The 20485-nt window shown below is 48.3% G+C and carries 20 protein-coding genes; 11 read left to right on the top strand and 9 right to left on the bottom strand.

The window, feature by feature from the left end:
- Positions 1–7 precede the first annotated feature (7 nt).
- Both hrpA and JFT56_RS09155 read right to left on the bottom strand, forming a co-directional pair.
- A complete protein-coding gene (hrpA, locus tag JFT56_RS09160) occupies positions 8–3889 on the bottom strand; it encodes an ATP-dependent RNA helicase HrpA (RefSeq protein WP_198783312.1) in 3882 nt (1293 codons plus the stop codon).
- Positions 3890–4024: 135 nt separating this feature from the next.
- On the bottom strand, positions 4025–4441 hold the full coding sequence (locus JFT56_RS09155; RefSeq protein WP_198783311.1) for a CBS domain-containing protein: 417 nt from the start codon (positions 4439–4441) through the stop codon (positions 4025–4027).
- Positions 4442–4723: 282 nt separating this feature from the next.
- Here JFT56_RS09155 and JFT56_RS09150 point away from each other — a divergent pair, with 282 nt between their 5' ends.
- The 9 genes from JFT56_RS09150 (at position 4724) to JFT56_RS09110 (ending at position 12152) form a co-directional block, all read left to right on the top strand.
- Entirely contained in the window at positions 4724–5068 is a 345-nt protein-coding gene (locus tag JFT56_RS09150) for an arsenate reductase (RefSeq protein ID WP_198783538.1), read from the top strand.
- The gene (dapE, locus tag JFT56_RS09145; RefSeq protein ID WP_198783310.1) at positions 5065–6207 is read left to right on the top strand and encodes a succinyl-diaminopimelate desuccinylase; all 1143 of its coding nucleotides are present in this window, start codon (positions 5065–5067) and stop codon (positions 6205–6207) included. The genes JFT56_RS09150 and dapE overlap by 4 nt, the downstream gene beginning before the upstream one ends.
- Entirely contained in the window at positions 6201–6932 is a 732-nt protein-coding gene (locus tag JFT56_RS09140; protein ID WP_198783309.1) for a M15 family metallopeptidase, read from the top strand. The genes dapE and JFT56_RS09140 overlap by 7 nt, the downstream gene beginning before the upstream one ends.
- Positions 6933–6974: 42 nt before the next feature.
- Entirely contained in the window at positions 6975–7805 is an 831-nt protein-coding gene (locus JFT56_RS09135; protein WP_198783308.1) for an alpha/beta fold hydrolase, read from the top strand.
- 166 nt (positions 7806–7971) lie between these two features.
- A complete protein-coding gene (gene can / locus JFT56_RS09130) occupies positions 7972–8589 on the top strand; it encodes a carbonate dehydratase (protein WP_198783307.1) in 618 nt (205 codons plus the stop codon).
- A gap of 192 nt (positions 8590–8781) precedes the next feature.
- A complete protein-coding gene (gene kdnA, locus JFT56_RS09125) occupies positions 8782–9969 on the top strand; it encodes an 8-amino-3,8-dideoxy-alpha-D-manno-octulosonate transaminase KdnA (RefSeq protein ID WP_198783306.1) in 1188 nt (395 codons plus the stop codon).
- A gap of 18 nt (positions 9970–9987) precedes the next feature.
- Positions 9988–11058, top strand: a complete 1071-nt coding sequence (gene kdnB / locus JFT56_RS09120) for a 3-deoxy-alpha-D-manno-octulosonate 8-oxidase KdnB (RefSeq protein WP_198783305.1) — start codon at positions 9988–9990, stop codon at positions 11056–11058.
- Positions 11059–11135: 77 nt separating this feature from the next.
- A complete protein-coding gene (gene kdsB, locus JFT56_RS09115; RefSeq protein WP_198783304.1) occupies positions 11136–11873 on the top strand; it encodes an 8-amino-3,8-dideoxy-manno-octulosonate cytidylyltransferase KdsB in 738 nt (245 codons plus the stop codon).
- Between the two features lie 33 nt (positions 11874–11906).
- Positions 11907–12152: a DUF2897 family protein gene (locus JFT56_RS09110; protein WP_198783303.1), complete on the top strand. Its 246-nt coding sequence runs from the start codon at positions 11907–11909 to the stop codon at positions 12150–12152.
- A gap of 125 nt (positions 12153–12277) precedes the next feature.
- On the opposite strand, the gene arsJ is transcribed toward JFT56_RS09110, so the two are convergent.
- The 7 genes from arsJ to JFT56_RS09075 all read right to left on the bottom strand — a co-directional run bounded on the left by arsJ (position 12278) and on the right by JFT56_RS09075 (position 17372).
- Positions 12278–13522, bottom strand: a complete 1245-nt coding sequence (gene arsJ / locus JFT56_RS09105; protein ID WP_198783302.1) for an organoarsenical effux MFS transporter ArsJ — start codon at positions 13520–13522, stop codon at positions 12278–12280.
- 23 nt (positions 13523–13545) lie between these two features.
- Positions 13546–14556, bottom strand: a complete 1011-nt coding sequence (locus JFT56_RS09100; protein WP_198783301.1) for an ArsJ-associated glyceraldehyde-3-phosphate dehydrogenase — start codon at positions 14554–14556, stop codon at positions 13546–13548.
- 75 nt (positions 14557–14631) lie between these two features.
- Complete coding sequence (locus JFT56_RS09095) at positions 14632–15123, bottom strand: tyrosine-protein phosphatase (protein ID WP_198783300.1); 492 nt, start codon at positions 15121–15123, stop codon at positions 14632–14634.
- Positions 15124–15129: 6 nt separating this feature from the next.
- Positions 15130–15366: a thioredoxin family protein gene (locus JFT56_RS09090; RefSeq protein WP_198783299.1), complete on the bottom strand. Its 237-nt coding sequence runs from the start codon at positions 15364–15366 to the stop codon at positions 15130–15132.
- Between the two features lie 10 nt (positions 15367–15376).
- Positions 15377–16375 carry a permease gene (locus JFT56_RS09085; RefSeq protein ID WP_198783298.1) on the bottom strand — a complete coding sequence of 333 codons (999 nt, stop codon included), beginning with the start codon at positions 16373–16375 and terminating at the stop codon, positions 15377–15379.
- Positions 16376–16466: 91 nt separating this feature from the next.
- On the bottom strand, positions 16467–16814 hold the full coding sequence (locus JFT56_RS09080) for a metalloregulator ArsR/SmtB family transcription factor (RefSeq protein WP_198783297.1): 348 nt from the start codon (positions 16812–16814) through the stop codon (positions 16467–16469).
- A 270-nt stretch (positions 16815–17084) separates the two neighbouring features.
- Positions 17085–17372: an ArsR/SmtB family transcription factor gene (locus tag JFT56_RS09075; protein ID WP_011717268.1), complete on the bottom strand. Its 288-nt coding sequence runs from the start codon at positions 17370–17372 to the stop codon at positions 17085–17087.
- 244 nt (positions 17373–17616) lie between these two features.
- Between JFT56_RS09075 and JFT56_RS09070 the strand changes: the two genes are divergently transcribed.
- Positions 17617–18693, top strand: a complete 1077-nt coding sequence (locus JFT56_RS09070) for a permease (RefSeq protein ID WP_198783296.1) — start codon at positions 17617–17619, stop codon at positions 18691–18693.
- Positions 18694–18847: 154 nt separating this feature from the next.
- Positions 18848–20332 (top strand): glutathione synthase, encoded by a 1485-nt coding sequence (locus JFT56_RS09065; protein ID WP_198783295.1) that lies wholly within the window; start codon positions 18848–18850, stop codon positions 20330–20332.
- Positions 20333–20485: the final 153 nt, after the last annotated feature.

Genomic DNA, 20485 nt, shown 5'->3' with positions numbered 1-20485 from the left:
GAGGCAATTAAATCTGTTGTATATGATTTAAAATCCGCTTTTCAGATATCGGATAGGCGGTGCCGAGCACCTGTGCAAAGCACGACACTCGATATTCCTCAATCATCCAGCGCGCCTCGATTAATGCAGGCGGCGTTGGCTGCGATCGCGGCACTTTAGCTAACTGCGCCGCTAAGGCATCCTGCACTTTGTTGATGCTTTGCATATGCAAACGGTCGCGGGTCGGGTCGACGGGTAATTTATCGATACGGGTTTCAATCGCCTTTAGATAACGGGCCACATCGGCTAAACGGTTCCAGCCACAGGCTTCGACAAATCCCTTAAACACTAGCTTGTCTAATTGGCTTTGAATATCACTCATAGCAAAGGCGATATCTAGGCTAATTTTACCCTTGAGGCGCTTTTTGATGCCCTGATAAAGGGTCAGAATTTGCTCAACTTTTAGGGCAATTTGCTCGGCGGTCGGGTTAAGTTCTTGGCGAACCCAATCCTTTGCTTGCTCAAACTGGTGTTTGTCCCGGACATCCAGCTGCTTTTCATCCAACAACTGCTGCACTGCGGCGGCAATAATATCATCAATCAAGATTTGCACTTGACCAAAGGGATTGAAATACATGGCTAATTTTGCTTTGTTAGGCAAGGCTTGCTGTAAATGCTTCACCGGCGACGGGATATTAAGCAGCAGTAAACGCCGCAGACCCTGACGGTGGGCATCCTGTGCCTCAAATTCATCATCAAATAATTTGATCGCAACACTGTCTTTATTATCGATCAGCGCAGGAAATGCCCGAACCTGATAATTGCCCTTCTGCTGCTGATATTGCTTAGGCAACTCGCCAAAGGACCACTCGGTTAACGCTTCTTGTTCTATACCCTTATCCGCCACCTGACGAATGGCCTTAGCGACCACGCCCTGCAACTCGGCTTTTAAGGTATCGAGCACACGACCTTCGGCCACTAAGTTGTTTTTATCATCCTCGATTTTAAAATTCATCTGCAGATGCACAGGGATCTGCGTTAAATCAAAGTCTTCTGGGGATATACGTGTGCCACTCATACGCAATAACTGCTTGCACATGGCCTCGAGCAAGCTAGCGCTAAAGGGTTGCATCGCCTGCACACAGGCGCGGGCATAATCCGGCGCCGGCACAAAGTTACGTCGTAAACTCTTAGGCAGAGATTTGATCAGGGCAATACATTTTTCTTCCCTTAACCCGGCCACCAGCCAATCAAAATCCGTATCATCGATTTGGTTGAGCAATGCCACCGGAATGTGCACCGACACGCCATCGTCCGCGGCACTGGGCTCAAAATGATAACTGAGCTTGAGGCGTAAATTGTCCTTATGCCAGGTATCGGGAAAATCCAAGGCCGAGATATGATCGGCGCTGCGCTGCATTAACAGGGCTTTATTAAAATCCAGTAAATCCGGCTGCTCACGCTTAGTCTTATTCCACCAACCAAAGAACAACTGGGCGTTATAAATGCCTTGGGGAATACGCGGCTCGTAAAAATCCACCAGCACTTGCTCATCCACTAAAATATCGCGGCGGCGGGATTTATGCTCCAACGATTCAATGTCTTCGAGTAGCTTCTGATTCGCGACAAAAAACGCTTCTTGGGTTTGCAGTTGCCCTTCAGCCAAGGCGCTGCGGATAAAAATCTCCCGCGCTTCAACGGGATCGATAGGGCCATACTGCACCTTGCGGCGATGCACAACCGTCAAACCGTAGAGCACTTGATTCTCAAGGGCGATAACGCTGCCGGGCTTTGCCTCAAAATGCGGCTCGACATAGCTTTTTTTGATCAAATGCGCGGCTAAGGGCTCTAGCCATTCGGGTTCGATTTTGGCGCAGCAGCGGGCGAACAGGCGCGAGGTTTCGGTCAGCTCGGCCGCCATAATCCACTTAGGGCCCTTTTTGGCGAGTGGCGACCCCGGGAATACAAAAAACTTACGATTACGGGCACCTAAGTACTCGTTATTGTTATCTTTAAAACCGATATGACTTAGCAGGCCCGATAGCAGCGCCCGGTGCAGGGCATCGTAACTGGCGGGGGTATCGTTTAAACGCCACTTTAAATCGTGCACGGCTTGCTTAAGCTGGGCGTACAGATCCTGCCACTCGCGAACGCGCAAATAGGCCAAATATTCATCGCGGCACTTTTTACGGAACTGACTAGCAGATAACTCTTTTTGTTGATCTTTTAAGTGCTGCCACAGGTTTATCCAACTGACAAAATCAGAATGTGGATCGGCAAAACGGCGGTGGGCCTCATCGCTGGCTTGCTTCTTATCCATGGGCCGTTCGCGGGGATCTTGAATAGATAAACCCGCGGCAACAATGAGCACTTCATTTAAACAATCTAACTGCTGACTCTCGACCACCATACGCGCTAAACGCGGATCCACCGGAATTTGCGCTAAATTGCGCCCCAGTGGTGTAAGCACCAGCTTGCCGTGTTTGTTCGCGACCGCTTGTAATTCCTCGAGCAGTAAGAAACCATCGCGGATATGGCGTGGATCGGGCGGCTCGATAAAGGGAAATGCAGCAATATCCCCAAGGCCGATGGCGAGCATCTGCAAAATGACCGAGGCTAAGTTAGTGCGCAGAATTTCGGGATCGGTAAAGGCGGGACGATTATTAAAATCCGCCTCATCGTATAACCGAATGCAAATCCCCGGCCCCACGCGGCCACAACGCCCTTGACGTTGATTAGCGCTCGCCTGTGAAATAGGCTCAATCGGCAGGCGCTGCACCTTAGTGCGATAACTGTAACGACTGATGCGCGCCGTACCTGGGTCAATCACATAGCGAATGCCGGGCACAGTTAACGAGGTTTCGGCGACGTTGGTGGCTAATACAATCCGCCGACCTCTGTGACTACTGAAAACTTTAGACTGCTCGCCATAGGAAAGCCGCGCATACAGCGGCAAAATTTCGGTATCACGGTAATTACGGCGGCTTAATTGCTCGGCGGTATCACGGATTTCCCGCTCACCGTTCATAAAGATCAGAATATCACCCAGACCTTCGGCCACCAGCTCATCGACGGCGGCAAAAATGCCTTCGATTTGATCCAGATCGGCGTCAGTATCCTGCACTAAGGGGCGGTAGCGGGTTTCTACCGGAAAGGTGCGGCCTGAGACTTCGATAATAGGCGCATTGTTGAAATGCTTAGAAAAACGCTCCACATCTATGGTGGCCGAGGTGATGATGACCTTTAAGTCGGGGCGTTTTTTCAGAATTTGCTTGAGGTAACCCAAGATAAAATCGATGTTGAGGCTACGCTCGTGGGCCTCGTCGATAATAATAGTATCGTATTGATCTAAATAGCGATCTGAAGTTAATTCCGCCAGTAAAATACCGTCGGTCATCAACTTGATATAGGACTCACTCTTAAGCGCATCGGCAAAGCGCACCTTAAAACCAACCACTTCACCAAGCGGGCTTTGTAATTCCTCGGCAATTCGGCTGGCGACACTGCGGGCCGCTAAACGACGCGGTTGGGTGTGGCCAATCATACCGCGGCAGCCTAGGCCTAATTCCAAACAAATTTTAGGTAATTGAGTCGTTTTACCCGAGCCCGTTTCACCGGCGATGATCACTACCTGATTGCCGGCAATCGCATGGGCAATCTCGTCGCGCATTAGCGACACGGGCAGGTTTTCTGGGTATTGGATCTTTGGCCGAGCGTTACGACGCTGCTCAGCCTTATCGAAGGCGGCCTTAGCTTGCTCAGTCAGTTGGGCTAATATTTGAGTCTTTTTATCTGAGTCGGCTTCTTTATTGAGCTTAAATAAACGACGACGGATCCGCGACGCGTCGCTCTGATAGCAAAGATTAAGAAAGGCGTTCGATAGCGGATGTTTGTCAGAGTTCAAAACCAAATTCCATTGCTAGCATCAAAAACGGCGATCCTAGCAAGGAACGTGGCGCATTGGTATGGATAATTTACCTAAGATGCGCCTTAAACCCTGCAATTTCAGGCGTAAACTAACCCGAAAACCACAGAGGAGCATTGCCTAGGCTGGCGCAAGGTAACACTGCTGCATATAGACGTTCATTGCCTTTAACACATTAGTGCGATTGATAGTACCAATCACTTTCCCCTGCTCTACTACGGGATAAATTTTAGGTTTTGGCCCCAGCATCTGCTCAGCTAACTGCAAAATGCTGTCATCAGGCCCCACAAAGAGCACCTCTGTGCGCATACAATCTTTCACGACGGAAGTCATATCGCAGTGATAGCTGCTTTTTAGCATCACGGCCAAGCAATCCTGTTGGGATAAAAAACCGACCAGGTTGCCATTATCATCGACCACGGCGGCGCCCATTTTATTGTGATCTAAGAGTTTTTCGACGGCGGTAGCAAGCGACATATTTGCACGCAACAATACGGGTTGACGGTCCATATGATCGCGAATTTTTATTGAGTCCATAGTGTTCCCCTTAATTAGCCCTACGCTTTGAGTCTAGTCAAAATCTCGCCCAAGGTAAGTGATAAATATCGATTGCGCTAATTGAGTGTTGACTCGATGCCAAAAATGTCATTCTTTACGCTATGTTAAGGTAAACAATCAGCCCATTCTATTCACTGCTATCTATGCCTTTTCCCGCTAAGGCAGAACGAGATCCTACTTGTGACATCTGGCTCACAATGCCACAATGCGAGCAAAATCAAAGCTTGTATGCCAAGCGTCCATAAACACTGGAGCATCATTTTGACCCTTTTTGGTATTAAGAATTGCGATACAGTGCGTAAAGCACGCAAATGGATTGAAAATCATCAACTTCCAGTTCATTTCCATGATTTTAGAGAGGAAGGTCTACGCCAAGAGGACCTCGAATTGTGGTGTCACACCGCAGGCTGGGAAACCCTATTCAATAGGCGCAGCACTAGCTTTCGCGCCCTGAGTGATGCGGATAAAACCGATATAGATCAAGCTAAAGCCCTAGCGCTAATGTTAGCCCATCCCACCTTGATCAAACGCCCCGTGCTGGTTGTCGGTGAACAAGTGGTGGTTGGCTTCAATGAAGCAGACTATAAAAAGGTGTTTTCCCTATGATTACCGCCGATAATTTTCCAGTCACAGCGCTGACTCAAGATCTGATCGCCCGCCCCTCTGTCACCCCCTTAGATGAAGGCTGTCAAACCTTGATGGCTGAAAGACTCAGTGCCATAGGTTTTAATATCGAACCTATGGTCTTTGAAGACACCACCAATATGTGGGCTCGCCGCGGAAATGAAGGCCCCGTATTTTGCTTTGCGGGCCACACGGATGTTGTGCCAACCGGGGATGTGAGCCGCTGGCACACGCCACCCTTTGTGCCGACGATTATTGATGGCTACCTATATGGCCGCGGCGCCGCCGATATGAAGGGCTCACTCGCCGCCATGGTCGTCGCCACCGAACGCTTTGTGGCAAAACATCCCGATCATCATGGCTCCATCGCCTTTTTGATCACCAGCGATGAAGAAGGTCCCTTTATTAATGGCACTACTCGGGTCATTGACACCTTAGAAGCACGTAACGAGAAGATCACTTGGGCATTGGTAGGGGAACCTTCATCTACCTTAAAACTGGGTGATGTGGTGAAAAATGGCCGCCGCGGTAGCCTTACGGGCAACTTAACCGTAAAGGGCATTCAAGGCCATGTGGCCTACCCACACCTTGCCGATAATCCAATCCACAGAGCGGCGCCTTTCTTGGCCGAGCTGAGTCAAATGCACTGGGATAATGGTAATGAGTTCTTTCCGCCCACCAGCTTCCAAATTGCCAATATTCACGGTGGCACCGGCGCATCGAATGTGATCCCAGGGGCACTCGAGGTGATGTTTAACTTCCGCTACTCCACCGAGGTCACCGCAGAGATCTTAATTGAGCGGGTAGAAACACTATTGCAAGCCCATGGGCTCGATTACGATATCAGTTGGACCTTCAATGGCTTGCCTTTTTTAACCGGCGATGGCCCACTGCTGGATGCGACCCGATTTGCCATTCGTCAGATCACAGGTTATGAGACAGATCCACAGACTACGGGCGGCACATCGGACGGACGCTTTATCGCGCCGACGGGGGCAAAAGTGCTCGAGCTTGGCCCTGTTAACGCCACCATTCATAAGGTGAATGAATGCGTTAAGGTCGATGATCTTGAGCAATTAGCCCTGTGTTATGAAGTGATTTTGGAACAGTTACTGTGCTAAATGCAGCCCTAATCTCACCAGCAACCGCTCGCCTCTATGGCCTAGAACCCCACGATTTAGTTGAGGTGTTAAGCCCGTACCATAGCCAGACCACGGTTTTTCTGCTGGAGCCCCACACCGCCATCGCCTTCAAATCTATGGCTGAAAAGGCGGCAGAAGATGGCATTCAATTGGCCATCTGCTCCGCCTATCGCCCCTTTGACCGCCAATTGGCGATATGGAACGCTAAGGCGAGCGGAAAACGTGCGGTGCTAGATGCCAATGAACAAGCTGTTGATATCGAAGGCTTAACAGATGATGAGCTTGTCGATTTAATCTTACTCTGGTCGGCACTTCCCGGTGCATCGCGCCACCATTGGGGCACAGATATCGATGTGTTCGATGCAAAGCAAGTGGCGATCAGTGAGCTGCGCTTAGTAGAGGCAGAATACTCACACCAGGGCCCCTGCGCTAAACTGCACCATTGGCTGGTCACCCATGCTGAGGAGTTTGGTTTTTATTTCCCATTTCAACGGGGAAAGAGTGGGGTCAGCCCTGAGCCTTGGCACATTAGCTATTTCCCCGTTTCCCAGACGCTTTTACCTCAATTTGATCCCTTAGCACTGGCAAATCTTATTGAAAACAGTGATATGTTGCTTAAAGGGGCCGTACTCGCCCGTTTAGAGACATTAGTGGATAAATACGTACGGCGGATTGCCACTCCTAGGGATAAGCTTCAGCCTTAACATTAGCTGATCTAAAGATACTCTTTGATTTAAGTAGGTTTTATGGATTTTTCTTCACATCGTCATCAATTAGACATCGCGGGTAGCAGCTTAAGTTACCTCGATATTGGCACAGGCCCTGTGCTGTTATTTGGACACAGTTATCTTTGGGATAGCGACATGTGGGCGCCACAGATTGCGCTGTTGAGTCGTCAGTATCGCTGCATAGTGCCGGAACTGTGGGGACATGGCCAATCGGGAAATTTACCCGAGAATTGCCATAGCCTGCTCGATATTGCCGATCATATGCTCACCTTAATGGATACCCTGCAAATTGCGCATTTTAGCCTTGTTGGACTCTCGGTCGGCGCCATGTGGGGGGCTGAACTGGTGCTTAAGGCGCCAAGCCGAGTACAAGCACTGATCATGCTCGACAGCTTTATCGGTTTCGAACCCGAGGTGACCCGCGCAAAATACTTTGGCATGCTAGATATGATTTCACAGGCTGGGGCCATTCCCGCCCCCCTGATCAGCGCCATCTCCCCACTCTTTTTCGCCAACGATGCCAGCAGTCGATCCCCAGAACTGGTGGCGAAGTTTGAACGGTATTTGGCCTCACTGACCCCTGATGTTATCCCCACCATAGTCTCGCTTGGACGAATGATTTTTGGTCGCCGCGATACTATGGACTTTGCCGAGCAATTCACTCTCCCCTGTTTGATTATGGTCGGCGTTGAAGATAAGGCCCGCAGCGTACTAGAGAGTTACTTAATGCACGATGCTATCGATGGCAGTGAGCTAGTGCATATTCCCAATGCGGGGCATATCTCGACCCTAGAACAAGCTGATGTTATCAACCAACATTTAAGCCAATTTCTGGCAAGGGTCCTCTAAAAAATCATCACCCGTTTGGCTTAACCTAAAAGAGTCAGTTGGGTAGGCGTTACAGGCTGCACATTGGATAGACCAGCAGGGGGAAATTTGCTGGTATACTCTTACTTAACGTGTGTAACCTGTATCATCAAAAGTTTAAAATACGCTAACAAAACAATAGGTTAAAATGAAATTACTCAAACCTTTATTCGACAACAACCGCCGCTGGGCCGGACGTATACGCCAAGAGAATCCCGATTTTTTTGAACAATTGGCCAAACAGCAATCCCCCGAATACCTGTGGATTGGTTGCTCCGATAGCCGCGTCCCCTCCAACCAAATTATCGATCTCATGCCCGGCGAAGTTTTCGTTCACCGCAATATTGCCAACATGGTGATCCACACAGATCTCAACTGTTTATCCGTCCTGCAATACGCCGTCGATGTGCTCAAAGTCAAACACATTATGGTCGTTGGCCATTATGGTTGTGGTGGTGTGCGCGCCGCCATGAGCCAACAACGCCTTGGGCTCATCGATAACTGGTTAGGGCATTTGCGGGATATCTATCGGATCTACCAAGACGAATTACTGCAGATGGATGAGGCAAAACGTTTTGATCGCCTGTGCGAGTTAAACGTGATTGAACAGGTCGCCAATGTGACCAGTTCTACCATAGTGCAAGAGGCGTGGGATCGTGGCCAAGAAGTCGCCGTCCATGGTTGGATCTACGGTATAGATAATGGTTTGTTAACGGATTTAGACGTGACCGTCGATCGCAGCCAAGGATTAGCGAATAAGCGTTAATCCCCTTTTGTCGCTGATTATTCGAGCAAAGCCGCTATTCCGTCCCGTAAAAACCTACACTGGCTGTAGGTTTTTCTTTTTCCCCATTAATTTTCATCAATAAAACATCGCAAGGGTTAATGAGCCCAGTTATAATCCGCCAGTTAATTGCAGCGCGACCTATGCGCCACAAATTCTAAGGAGATACCTTCCATGCCCGGTTTTGAATTATTTGGTCCAGAAGAGAAGCAAGAAGTCGCCGATGTGATGGAGCATGGCTTTACCTTCCGTTATAACTTCGACCATATGCGTAATGATCGCTGGAAGACTCGCGATATGGAGCAACTGCTCTGCGAGAAAATGAACGTTAAGCATGCCCACCTGTTATCAAGCGGTACTGCTGCGCTGCAAACGGCCATGATGGCTGCAGGCATTGGTGCTGGCGATGAAGTTATCGTGCCACCTTTCACCTTCGTTGCCTCGGTTGAAGCGATTTTTATGGCGGGTGCTATCCCCATTTTTGCCGAAATCGATGAAACCCTGTGTCTATCGCCAGAAGGCATTGAAGCCGTAATCACTCCGCGCACTAAAGCGGTGAACTTAGTGCACATGTGCGGCTCTATGGCCAAGATGGACGAAATCAAAGCCGTCTGTGCTAAGCACAATCTAGTGTTATTAGAAGATGCCTGCCAAGCCATCGGCGGCAGTTACAAGGGCCAAGCCTTAGGCACTATCGGTGATGTGGGTTGCTATTCATTCGATTCAGTCAAGACCATCACCTGTGGTGAAGGTGGCGCTGTGATCACCAACAACACCGAAATCTACGACAACGCCCATATGTTCTCCGACCACGGCCACGACCATATTGGTAAAGACCGCGGCGCAGAATCACACCCTATTATTGGCTTAAACTTCCGTATTTCTGAAATGAATGCGGCCTTAGGTTTAGCCCAATTACGTAAACTCGATACCATTATCGATATTCAACGTAAAAACAAAAAAGCCATTAAAGCTGCGATGGCCAGCATTCCTGAAGTCAGCTTCCGTGAGATCCCCGATCCAGAGGGTGATTCAGCCGGCTTCTTAACCTTTATGTTGCCCACCGAAGCGCGTACCCAAGAGATCAGCAAAAAACTGGCTGAAAATGGCGTTGACGGCTGCTTCTACTGGTATGTGAACAACTGGCATTATCTGAAGAACTGGAAACACATTCAGGAGCTTAAGGCATCTGCTGCGTTACCAATCACATTAATCGCCGACAGACCTGACTATACTCAAATCTCTGTGCCAAAATCTGATGCCATTATGAGCCGCACGATTTCCATGCTCATTAAATTGTCTTGGACCGATGCTCAGATTGCCGAGCGTATTGAAAACATCAAAAAAGCATTTGCCCAATAATTCTACGGGAGTTTTGCAATGAGTTTTAAGAATTTTAAAGTAGTTGAAAAGATGATCTTCGGCCGTGGCTCCTTCGCCCAATTAGACGAAGTCTTAGCTGCCCAGCGTAAAGCCGACGATGATTTCGTAGTGTTTTTAGTCGATGACGTTCACCAGGGCAAACCACTCGAAGCGCGTGTTCCGGTTAAGGCCCACGATCTGCTGATATGGGTCAACGTTGACGATGAGCCAAGCACAATACAAATCGATACGCTGACTGAACAAGTGCAAGCCTTTAACGGCAAGTTACCTGTCAGTGTTGTCGGTTTAGGCGGCGGTTCAACTATGGACGTGGCCAAAGCAGTATCCCTGATGCTGACCAACCCAGGTGGCTCTGCCATGTACCAAGGTTGGGATTTGATCAAAAACCCAGCGGTTCACCATATCGGTATCCCAACGATTTCCGGTACTGGCGCCGAAGCGTCACGCACCGCCGTGTTATGTGGTCCAGTGCGTAAGTTAGGCCTGAACTCAGATTACACAGTATTCGATCAAATCATCATGGATTCTGAGTTAATCGATGGCGTTGAGACTGACCAATGGTTCTACACAGGTATGGATTGCTATATCCACTGCGTTGAATCCTTAGAAGGCACCTTCTTAAACGAATTCTCTAAAGCCTATGCTGAAAAAGCCATGGATTTATGCCGTCAGGTCTATTTAGAAGACCACGTAGATAAAGACGACAAGCTAATGATGGCGTCATTTATGGGCGGTATGAGTATCGCTTACAGCCAAGTAGGTGCGTGCCATGCTGTGTCCTACGGTCTGTCTTATATCCTGGGCTACCACCATGGTATCGGTAACTGTATCGCCTTTGACGTGTTAGAAGAATTCTACCCAGAAGGTGTGGCAGAGTTCCGTCAGATGATGAAGAAACACAACATCACCCTGCCGAAGAATATCTGTAAAGATCTGCCGGATGAAACCATTGCTAAAATGGTTGCCGTGACTAAGAGCATGGGTCCATTATGGGCTAACGTCTATGGCGCAGGTTGGGAAGAGAAAGTCACAGACGAGATGTTGACTGCCCTGTTCCGCCGTATCTAAGTGCTGATGCAGATGAAAAGGGCTCTCTTGCGAGCCCTTTTTCTTTATACTGACCCATTGAAAAATAGGAAAATGCGATGAATGTGACTCTGTTAATCCCGGCTCGTTACGGTTCAAGCCGCTTCCCGGGCAAGCCTCTGGCCCCGATTAACGGCAAGCCAATGATCCAACATGTGTATGAGCGTGCCTCCCTAGCAAAAGGCCTGACGAACATCTATGTTGCAACCGATGACGACCGCATTAAAGCCGCCGTTGAAGGTTTTGGCGGCAAAGTGGTGATGACCAGCCCAGAAGCGGCATCGGGCACTGATCGTATCAATGATGCCATTACCCAGCTAGGGCTTAAGGATGATGACTTAGTGATCAACCTACAGGGCGATCAACCCCTTATCGACCCCACCTCCATCGAGCAAGTTATCAGCCTGTTCGAGCGTCACCCAGGTGAGTTTGAAATGGCGACCTTAGGCTTTGAAATCGTCAACAAGGCCGAGCTTGACGACCCTATGCATGTGAAGATGGTGTTCGATAATAACAATTACGCGCTGTATTTCTCCCGCGCCCGTATTCCCTTTGGTCGCGACACCCAAGACTACCCTGTTTACAAGCATTTAGGGGTTTATGCTTATACCCGTAAATTCGTGCAGACCTTTGCAGCCCTGCCCTTAGGCCGCCTCGAAGATCTAGAAAAGCTCGAACAACTACGGGCGTTAGAGTATGGCCACAGGATCAAAATCGCCATCAGTGCCTTCGACTCTATCGAAGTTGATACCCCAGAAGATATCCGTAAATGTGAACAGCGTTTAGCGGTTGATTAATCTTTAATCCGTTTTTCAATACAGGAGCTGTATATGTCAACCTTAGAAGTGTGGATCATCATTATTTTGATCTTAGGTGTCATCGCCAGCAATCTTGCAGCATTGAAATACAGTGCAAAATTTAAGCTGCCACAATTTGGTCAACACGACAAAAACAAGCTGCTTAAGACAGGCGAGACTCAGCCTAGTGCGCAGGACAAGGTTGACGATGAGTCCAATCAAGCCCCATCGTCAACAGTCCAGTCCCCTAGCGACAACAAAACTCAGCATAAGGAATGATGTATACCTAGGTATACATCATTCAGCCAAGTCTGCCCATGCAATGAAAAAAGACGCTAATGCGTCTTTTTTATTAGATAAAATAACCTGTTATCGGAACTAAGCACAGACTCTAAACACTGACTCTAAGTGCCAGCCACAGAGTGCCTTGGCAGTTTAATGGAGATAAGTGCCGCTAACCCAATAAATGCCGCCGAAATCCACAGGCACGCCGCCATGCCATGCACTTGATATACCCAGCCAGACAGCACAGTGCCAATCAAGCGCCCCATGGCATTGGCCATGTAATAGAAGCCGACATCCAAGGACACGCCATCTTCATCGGCATAACTGACGATAAGATAGCTGTGTAATGAGGAGTTGATGGCAAATAAGGCGCCAAAGAGCATTAATCCCCACACCAACACGTTAGCGGCATGGAAATCATAGGTTAGCGCTAAGGCAATCAATACAGGCACTATGCTCAATATCGCCGCCCAACCTAAGGCGCTACGTCCATCGGGAACCTTGTTTCTGCCCACAGACTTTGTTCCCGTCAATCGGGGCGCAAAGGCTTGCACTATACCGTAGCCTATCACCCAGAGTGCGAGAAAACCGCCGACATACCAGTGATCCCAAGCAAAGGTCGAGGCCAAATACACAGGTAAAGCCACCACAAACCAGACATCCCGCGCGCCAAATAAAAACATGCGCGCGGCTGAAAGCGTGTTTACCGCCGAACTCTTAGAGAAAATTTCGGTAAACTTAGGTTTGTTTTTGGCCTTGCCTAAGTCGCGCCGCAAACTTAACAGACTAAAAATCCACACCAGCAATAGACCCATCGCCATGCCTAGCACAGCCTGTTGAAAACCAAACATCGTCAGCAAGGCACCGCCCAAGAAGAACCCCGCACCCTTTAGGGCATTTTTGGATCCGGTGAGCATAGCAACCCACTTATACAACTCCCCCTGGGCATCCTTAGGCACCAACAACTTAATACTGCTTTTGGCGCTCATTTTATTGAGATCTTTAGCAATACCCGACAAGGCCTGCGCCGCCATCACCCAAGCAACCGTGAGCATACCGCTAGGCACGAGCAGCATGCTAAGGGCGACAATCTGCATAAACAGACCAATATTCATGGTCTTATTTAAGCCTAGACGCGCCCCGAGCCAACCACCGACTAAGTTTGTAACCACCCCGAACACTTCATAAAAAAGGAATAACATCGCAATTTGCAGCGGGCTATAACCTAAGCCATGAAAATGGAGCACCACTAACATACGCAGTGCGCCGTCGGTAAGCGTGAAGGCCCAATAATTGCCAGTGATCATTAAATACTGGCGAATTTCGGGTGATAAGTTGGACAAGAACCCTGTCAGGTTAGCCATAGTATCCCTTTAAATATCAAAGCTTATGCCTTATCCATCAGACCGACCATACGGGCAAGCTCGGCCGCACGGTTAGCATAACCCCACTCATTATCATACCAAGCGTAGAGTTTGACCTGAGTGCCATTGATGATCATGGTCGATAGTGCATCAATAATGCTCGAACGGGGATCGGTTTTATAATCCACCGACACTAACGGCCGTTCCTCATAACCTAAAATGCCTTTTAATGGCCCTTCTGCGGCCTCTTTTAACAGGCGATTGACCTCTGCCTCGGTGGTTTTACGACTCACCTCAAATACACAGTCGGTTAAAGATGCATTTGCCAGCGGTACACGCACCGCATGGCCGTTTAGCTTGCCTTTGAGTTCAGGGAAAATATGAGTAATGGCCGTCGCTGAGCCCGTCGTCGTGGGGATGAGGCTTAAACCACAGGCCCGCGCACGGCGAAGATCTTTGTGCGGTGCATCTAAAATCGTTTGAGTGTTGGTAATATCGTGAATGGTCGTCATGGAACCATGCACTATGCCGAGGTTTTCATGGATGACTTTAACAATTGGCGCCAAACAGTTAGTGGTACAGGAAGCCGCCGTCACAATCGGATGAATGGCTTTATCATAGAGCTGATGATTCACCCCCATGACAACGTTTAACACACCCTCTTCCTTAACGGGCGCCGTGACCACAACGCGTTTAACACCTTGATCTAAATAAGCTTGCAGCACAGCTTTGGTTTTCATCTTACCCGAAGCTTCAATCACCACATCGCAGGCGGACCAATCGGTTTCGGCGATGGTTTTATTGCGCGTACAACGAATCCGCTTGCCATCGATAATGATGTCATCACACTCACTGTTCGCCTCATGCTGCCAACGGCCATGCACAGAATCGAATGTCAGCAGATGGGCTAAGGTCGGTGCATCCCCTGCGGGATCGTTAATTTGCACAAATTCGACGTCATTCCAGCCCCAAGCGGCGCGCAGCGCTAAACGTCCCATACGGCCAAAGCCATTGATCCCAATTTTGATTGTCATACCTGTTTCCTTCACACTCAGTTTTATCGTATCTTTTTGATATTATTTGTTTAAGATTAAAGCGTTACTCTTATGCTAAAGCGTTAACTGGTCGATATAGCCGCGCTGATGCGCATTAGTTAAGGCGTTAGGACGAATCGATTGCACTTGGGTAATCACTTCACTCAAGGAGCCTCCCGCTAGTAACAACAGAATTGCCGCCATTAATCCCGTGCGCCCTGAACCACCACGGCAATGAATCGCAATCGTCGCTTTGTTTTGCATCAAGGCAAGTAGCTCTGCCCTGTGCTTTGCAAAGGCTAACTCAAACTCCTCTGCGGGCGACGCATCGTCTTCTATAGGTAAATGCAGCCAACGGATCCCCGTTTCACGGCAAATATCAGGTAATGAGGTGGCGCCAAAGGTGTGCAATTCACCAAGCGGCATCAGGGTGATGATAACTTCAGTCCCCGCCGCTTTAAGTGTCGCCACCGCCTCTGCTACAGGGGCAGATTTAGTCCCAGGACAAGGGGTGAAAATTAAGCGAGCACCACTGTCTAAAGACAAAATATCAACTGGATGTGACATTAAGCGTTATCCCACCAACCAGGATTCAATCTTGTCTCTATGGGGAATTGAGCCCCAATGCACGAGCTTCTCATCAATCACCACGGCGGGTGTACTCATCACCTTATAACCCATAATGACTTCGGGGTTAGTTTCTTTCACCAGAGCTATACTGATGCCCTTCTCATTGGCAATGGCGGTAATGATCTCAGCGGTTTTAGTGCATTTAGTGCAACCACTACCTAATACTTTGATGTTTAACATTTTATAATCCTCATAACATGGGACTGATAGCGTTAAATATCCACCCTATCAGGGTGAATGCAATCAACAAAATGGCAAAAACGATGGCCAGTAAGCGCCATTGCATCACCTGCTTTAGTAAGATAAATTCGGGGAAACTCGCTGCCACCGTCGACATACAAAATGCCAATGTCGTGCCTATGGGAAGGCCGTTAGTAATAAGGCTTTCCATAATTGGGATGACACCTGTCGCATTGGAATACAAGGGAATACCAATCAATACCGCCGCAGGAACCGACCACCACTGACCATCGCCAAGGTGTGCTTCAATCCAACCATCGGGGACAAAACCATGAAGCGCGGCGCCAAGCCCTACCCCGATAATGACCCATTTCCACACTCGACCAAAAATCTCTAGGGTCTCGCCTTTTGCAAACTTATGTCGCTCGGTTAAAGTCATGGATGTTGATGTCATACCCTCACTATTATCTTGGCTCGCCTGCGCCTGACCTTGCTCTAGTGCTTTGGCGGCAAAGGACTGCAACCAACGTTCGGCGCGGATCGTGTCTAAAAAGGCGCCAGCGAGTATCCCCACCGACATACCGACCAACACGTATATCACTGTGAACTTCCAGCCCAGCAGACTTACCAGCAGCAGAACGGCCACTTCATTAATTAACGGTGACGTGATCAAAAACGCCATAGTGATCCCCACAGGGATCCCCGCGGAGGTAAAACCTAAAAATACCGGAATGCTCGAACATGAGCAGAATGGGGTCACAGCGCCGAAGCCAGAGCCCATAAAATACCCAATAAAGCGATTTTTACCCGCTAAGTAATCCCGCACCCGCTCAACATTGAGCGATGCCCGCACCAAGGCGATGGCATAAATCATCAGCAACAGGAGTGCAAAAATCTTAGTGGTATCTTCAATAAAAAAATGTACCGCATCGGCAAGCTTAGTATTGGGATCTAGGCCCATCACCCCAAAGGTTAACCAGCTCGCTAAATCGGAAAATAGTTGCAACATGACCCCACCACCCTATTATCGGCAAGTACCTTGAATGCACAAACATATGAAAAAACATATGTTTTAGATTAAATTTTTTGCTGTTAATCGGTTAACAGCAGGCTTTAGCGCGCTCGGGACGGCCGCCCATCTTACACAGATTGTGCATATTTTCTTCAAGGAATGCCGTATTTTTGCTGGTGACTTCGCTCAAAACTAACTGACTCCATTCGGGTAAGTCATTACTGATCCGGTAAAAAATCCATTGTCCCTGACGGCGATCGACTAATAATCCGCATTTACGTAATTGGGCCAAATGCCGTGAGATCTTGGGCTGAATTTCCTGCAAGGCTTCGGTCAATTCACAGACGCAAAGCTCACCCTCGTGCTGAATAAGCATCAAACAACGCAGGCGCGTTTCGTCGGCTAAACATTTAAAAAACTGCGTAGGATTAATCATTAAAGTCCTTAGAATGCAAAGATTCGTACGGCTATCGGCTTTGGCTATCGGCTTTGGTTACGCCCTGCGCCCTGCACTAAACGCCTTACTTAACAAGGTGTAAGCTAGTGGAACGAGCCAAGCTCCCAACACAGGGAAACCGCACGCGTGATTTCAGTGTATCGGGCCTTTATCAAGATATCGGCCTTCATCAAGATATAGTCACTATATATGAATTATCATATATGTAAATATCCATATCAAAGGATTTATCATCCCCTAACAAACGTCTCATTGTTCACTACAACATTGATCCTGTAAAAAATGCACCAGTCCCTGTAATAATTCATAGTCAGGCACGCAATATAACACTCTGCCCTCACGCCGCTGGGAGATAATGCCGGCCGACATTAAGGCGCTAATATGGTGCGAGAGTGTTGAACCTGGGATCTGTAATGCTTCCTGTAATTGCCCCACGGCAACGCCCCCATAGCCGCCTTTTACCAATATTCTGAATAGGGCAAGACGAGTGGGATGCCCTAGCTCCTTCAATACTTTAGCTGCATTTTCTGTATTCATATCGGTACTGTGATTTCAGAGTCCTTTGTTAAGTTATTCGATAATACCAGAAATATCTATTCCCGAGCGACGTCAAAATGAAGGGCAAACAGCCTAGGGAAGAACTTAGCCTACAGGGCTTACTGAGGATCACGTTTAATCCCATTCTAAATATTTCCACATTTCCAGAAATTAAGTGTTGAAATAATCCCACTCAATCACTATTATTCCGGAATAATCGAAATGAATTCAAGAGAGATAAAAAATGACTCCCGAAACTATCACTATGCTGAAAGAAACGGTCAATATGTTCGTCTTTCTTGCATTTGAGCTAACCTTGTTATTTCTTGCCATAAGCTACCTCGTCGGTATGCTGCAAGAATTTATCACCCCGCAAAAAGTGCAATCCATATTAAGTTCCCGCCATGGTCGAGGCTATATAGTGGCCGCCTTGCTTGGGTCTATCACCCCCTTTTGCTCCTGCTCCACTATTCCATTCTTAAAAGGTTTACTCAGGGCCCGTGCGGGATTTGGCCCTATGATGGTATTCCTATTTGCCAGCCCATTACTTAATCCGGTGATTATCGGGCTTTTTGTGGTCACCTTTGGGTTTAAGGTCGCGCTATTTTATTTTACGGTCGCTCTGGGCGTATCCGTAATAGCAGGTTACTTGCTGGAAAAACTCGGATTTGAACAATATGTACGTCAGGAGGCCTATGCTCAGGCAGATACAGCCACAGCTGCTTCATGTTGCGATACTAAACCGTCACCGACCGCGAGTAGCGGTTGCGAGGTAAACCCCGCACCCATTGTCAGCGCATGTTGTGATAGTAAAACCGCCCCCGCGGTGACCTTGTGTTGCGCTACTCAAGCTGAGCCTATTGCAACTTCGTGTTGCCCTTCCCAAACCGCGCCGCAAAACAAACCTCAGAGCCGCTGGGTAAAGGTTTGGCGCGCCACTTGGAAGGACTTCAAACAAGTGCAGCCCTATCTGTTTATCGGTGTGCTATTGGGTTCAATGATCTACGGATTTATGCCAACGGAGTTAATCGTTCAGTATGCTGGAGAAGCCACATGGTATGCGATCCCCATTGCCGCATTAATTGGGATCCCACTCTATATTCGCGCAGAAGCGGTTATCCCACTCAGCGCTGCGTTAATCCAAAAAGGCATGGCGATGGGCTCAGTAATGGCATTGATCATAGGGAGTGCCGGAGCAAGTTTGACCGAAGTCATATTACTTAAAGCCATTTTTAAAGGTCAGATGATTGCCGCATTTCTCAGCGTTATTTTAGGCATGGCTGTGGGCGCAGGGTTTCTGTATAGCTATCTCTTTAGCTAATACACAAACCTATCTCTTTAGCTAATACACAAAATAATGATCTAGTTCGATGTGGCACTCACTATATGCCCTTAAAGTGAGTGCCTTAGGGCTACCCCCTACAAATGCAAAGACAGGTATTGCCAATAAACGCTGTCAGTTTAAGAGAATCAACATGAGTTTAACTGTGCCACTAGCAGCCAAAGATGATGCCATAGAATGGGCGCTAACCCATGGGATGGCCTTTAAAGAAACCGCGTATTCTGTCCGCCACACCCCATTTACCCTAACGCCCAGTTTAATCAGTAAAGCACACTATCAATATCTCAAAAGTGCGGTGGAGCCACTGGGTAAACTTATCCATTATGTGTCTGAAGCACATGCCTTTTTAGTTGATGCTATTCAACCTATTACAGCAAGCGATCCCTTCTTTGCCGCGCTATTGAAAGCGCATCAACAGTTGCATGGCTCTGCACATAGCTCTACAAATAGCTCTGGCACCCCAGCCCCAAGAATGCCACTGCTTATTATGCGTAGCGACTTTATGGACGATCGGGACTTAGGACCCAAACTGGTGGAGTTTAATGGCATAGCGGCTGGCATGGGCCCCTTTGGTCAGCGGGCCCATCAACTTCATCGCTATTTACAGCAGCAATGGTCTATACAACCTAAGGGGGTACTGGTTGAGAATCATGCTATTGAACAATTATCCGTCGGCATAGCAACAGCAACCTTTAAGATAAAACAGGAATTTGAAGATTCAGGACCGGCAAGATTTTTGATGCTAGTGCAAGAAGATGAAGACAATGTGTTTGATCAGCATTTACTCGAACTCGCGCTGCAGCAAAAAGGAATACAGACCCTACGCAGGACCTTGAGTGAACTGCAAGGGCAACTCACCACCGGCGCACAGCAAAGGCTAATACTCGACGGCGTGGGGACCATTGATACCGTTTATCTGCGTACAGGTTATCAATTTGCCGATTATGCAACCGTCGACATCAATGGCAACAGGGATTACCAAGCCCTGATGGAGATCCGGGTGTTGCTTGAACAACATCGCATCGCCCTCAATGCGACCTTAGGCCAGCAGTTGGCAACCAGTAAACGAATGCAAATGCTGCTCTCGACTATGGATGAACAGAGCTTAACTCAGTTTGGATTAACTCAGCCAGAAGCCAGCATGGTCAAGTCACTCCTCGGTGAAATGCGCCCTGTCACCGCACAGAGCCCCCAGTTAATTGCCGAGTCCCCAATAGATACTTGGGTATTGAAAAATCAAGGGGAAGGCGGCGGTCATTGTATTTTTGGCGCCGATATTCTCCCCAAATTAGCCGAGCTTGAGCCCGCACAATATCCAGTATGGTCCTTAATGCGTCGCTTACACCCAAGGCCGAGAGCAACCCAGGCTTTAGTGGTACGCGACGGCGAAATACACATCATCGATGACTTGATCCCTGAAATTGGCATGTTCAGCGTCCACTATGATGGCATAGCCGCCGTCAATGATAAAACCCATGCAGAGAGTCCCAGCTATGCGGGGTATTTAATTCGCAGCAAATCCGCCAAAGTCACAGAGGGCGGTGTTCACAGCGGCCAAGGGGTATTAGATTCGCTGATGTTTAGTGATCAATACCTTAGGGTTTGTGACGAAACTTAAGTATTAGCGATAAACATCCAGTTGTTGTTTGACTCGTGTTTTTTTCACGGTAACATATATGAAAATTCATATGTTAATATAATTCGACTGAGCCAAGAAACAAACGATATTCATACCGCGTTATTGGCATTTTTTGGTTAAGGGCAGGCAAGC

The sequence above is a fragment of the Shewanella putrefaciens genome (genome assembly GCF_016406305.1).
Lineage (GTDB): Bacteria > Pseudomonadota > Gammaproteobacteria > Enterobacterales > Shewanellaceae > Shewanella > Shewanella putrefaciens_C.
This window is presented reverse-complemented; position numbering and strand designations above follow the sequence as displayed.

Coding starts and splice junctions, on each gene's coding strand:
- JFT56_RS09155 (WP_198783311.1), bottom strand. CDS start 4,441: ATGGACTCAATAAAAATTCGCGATCATATGGACCGTCAACCCGTATTG.
- dapE (WP_198783310.1), top strand. CDS start 5,065: ATGATTACCGCCGATAATTTTCCAGTCACAGCGCTGACTCAAGATCTG.
- JFT56_RS09135 (WP_198783308.1), top strand. CDS start 6,975: ATGGATTTTTCTTCACATCGTCATCAATTAGACATCGCGGGTAGCAGC.
- can (WP_198783307.1), top strand. CDS start 7,972: ATGAAATTACTCAAACCTTTATTCGACAACAACCGCCGCTGGGCCGGA.
- kdnA (WP_198783306.1), top strand. CDS start 8,782: ATGCCCGGTTTTGAATTATTTGGTCCAGAAGAGAAGCAAGAAGTCGCC.
- kdnB (WP_198783305.1), top strand. CDS start 9,988: ATGAGTTTTAAGAATTTTAAAGTAGTTGAAAAGATGATCTTCGGCCGT.
- kdsB (WP_198783304.1), top strand. CDS start 11,136: ATGAATGTGACTCTGTTAATCCCGGCTCGTTACGGTTCAAGCCGCTTC.
- JFT56_RS09110 (WP_198783303.1), top strand. CDS start 11,907: ATGTCAACCTTAGAAGTGTGGATCATCATTATTTTGATCTTAGGTGTC.
- arsJ (WP_198783302.1), bottom strand. CDS start 13,522: ATGGCTAACCTGACAGGGTTCTTGTCCAACTTATCACCCGAAATTCGC.
- JFT56_RS09100 (WP_198783301.1), bottom strand. CDS start 14,556: ATGACAATCAAAATTGGGATCAATGGCTTTGGCCGTATGGGACGTTTA.
- JFT56_RS09095 (WP_198783300.1), bottom strand. CDS start 15,123: ATGTCACATCCAGTTGATATTTTGTCTTTAGACAGTGGTGCTCGCTTA.
- JFT56_RS09090 (WP_198783299.1), bottom strand. CDS start 15,366: ATGTTAAACATCAAAGTATTAGGTAGTGGTTGCACTAAATGCACTAAA.
- JFT56_RS09085 (WP_198783298.1), bottom strand. CDS start 16,375: ATGTTGCAACTATTTTCCGATTTAGCGAGCTGGTTAACCTTTGGGGTG.
- JFT56_RS09080 (WP_198783297.1), bottom strand. CDS start 16,814: ATGATTAATCCTACGCAGTTTTTTAAATGTTTAGCCGACGAAACGCGC.
- JFT56_RS09075 (WP_011717268.1), bottom strand. CDS start 17,372: ATGAATACAGAAAATGCAGCTAAAGTATTGAAGGAGCTAGGGCATCCC.
- JFT56_RS09070 (WP_198783296.1), top strand. CDS start 17,617: ATGACTCCCGAAACTATCACTATGCTGAAAGAAACGGTCAATATGTTC.
- JFT56_RS09065 (WP_198783295.1), top strand. CDS start 18,848: ATGAGTTTAACTGTGCCACTAGCAGCCAAAGATGATGCCATAGAATGG.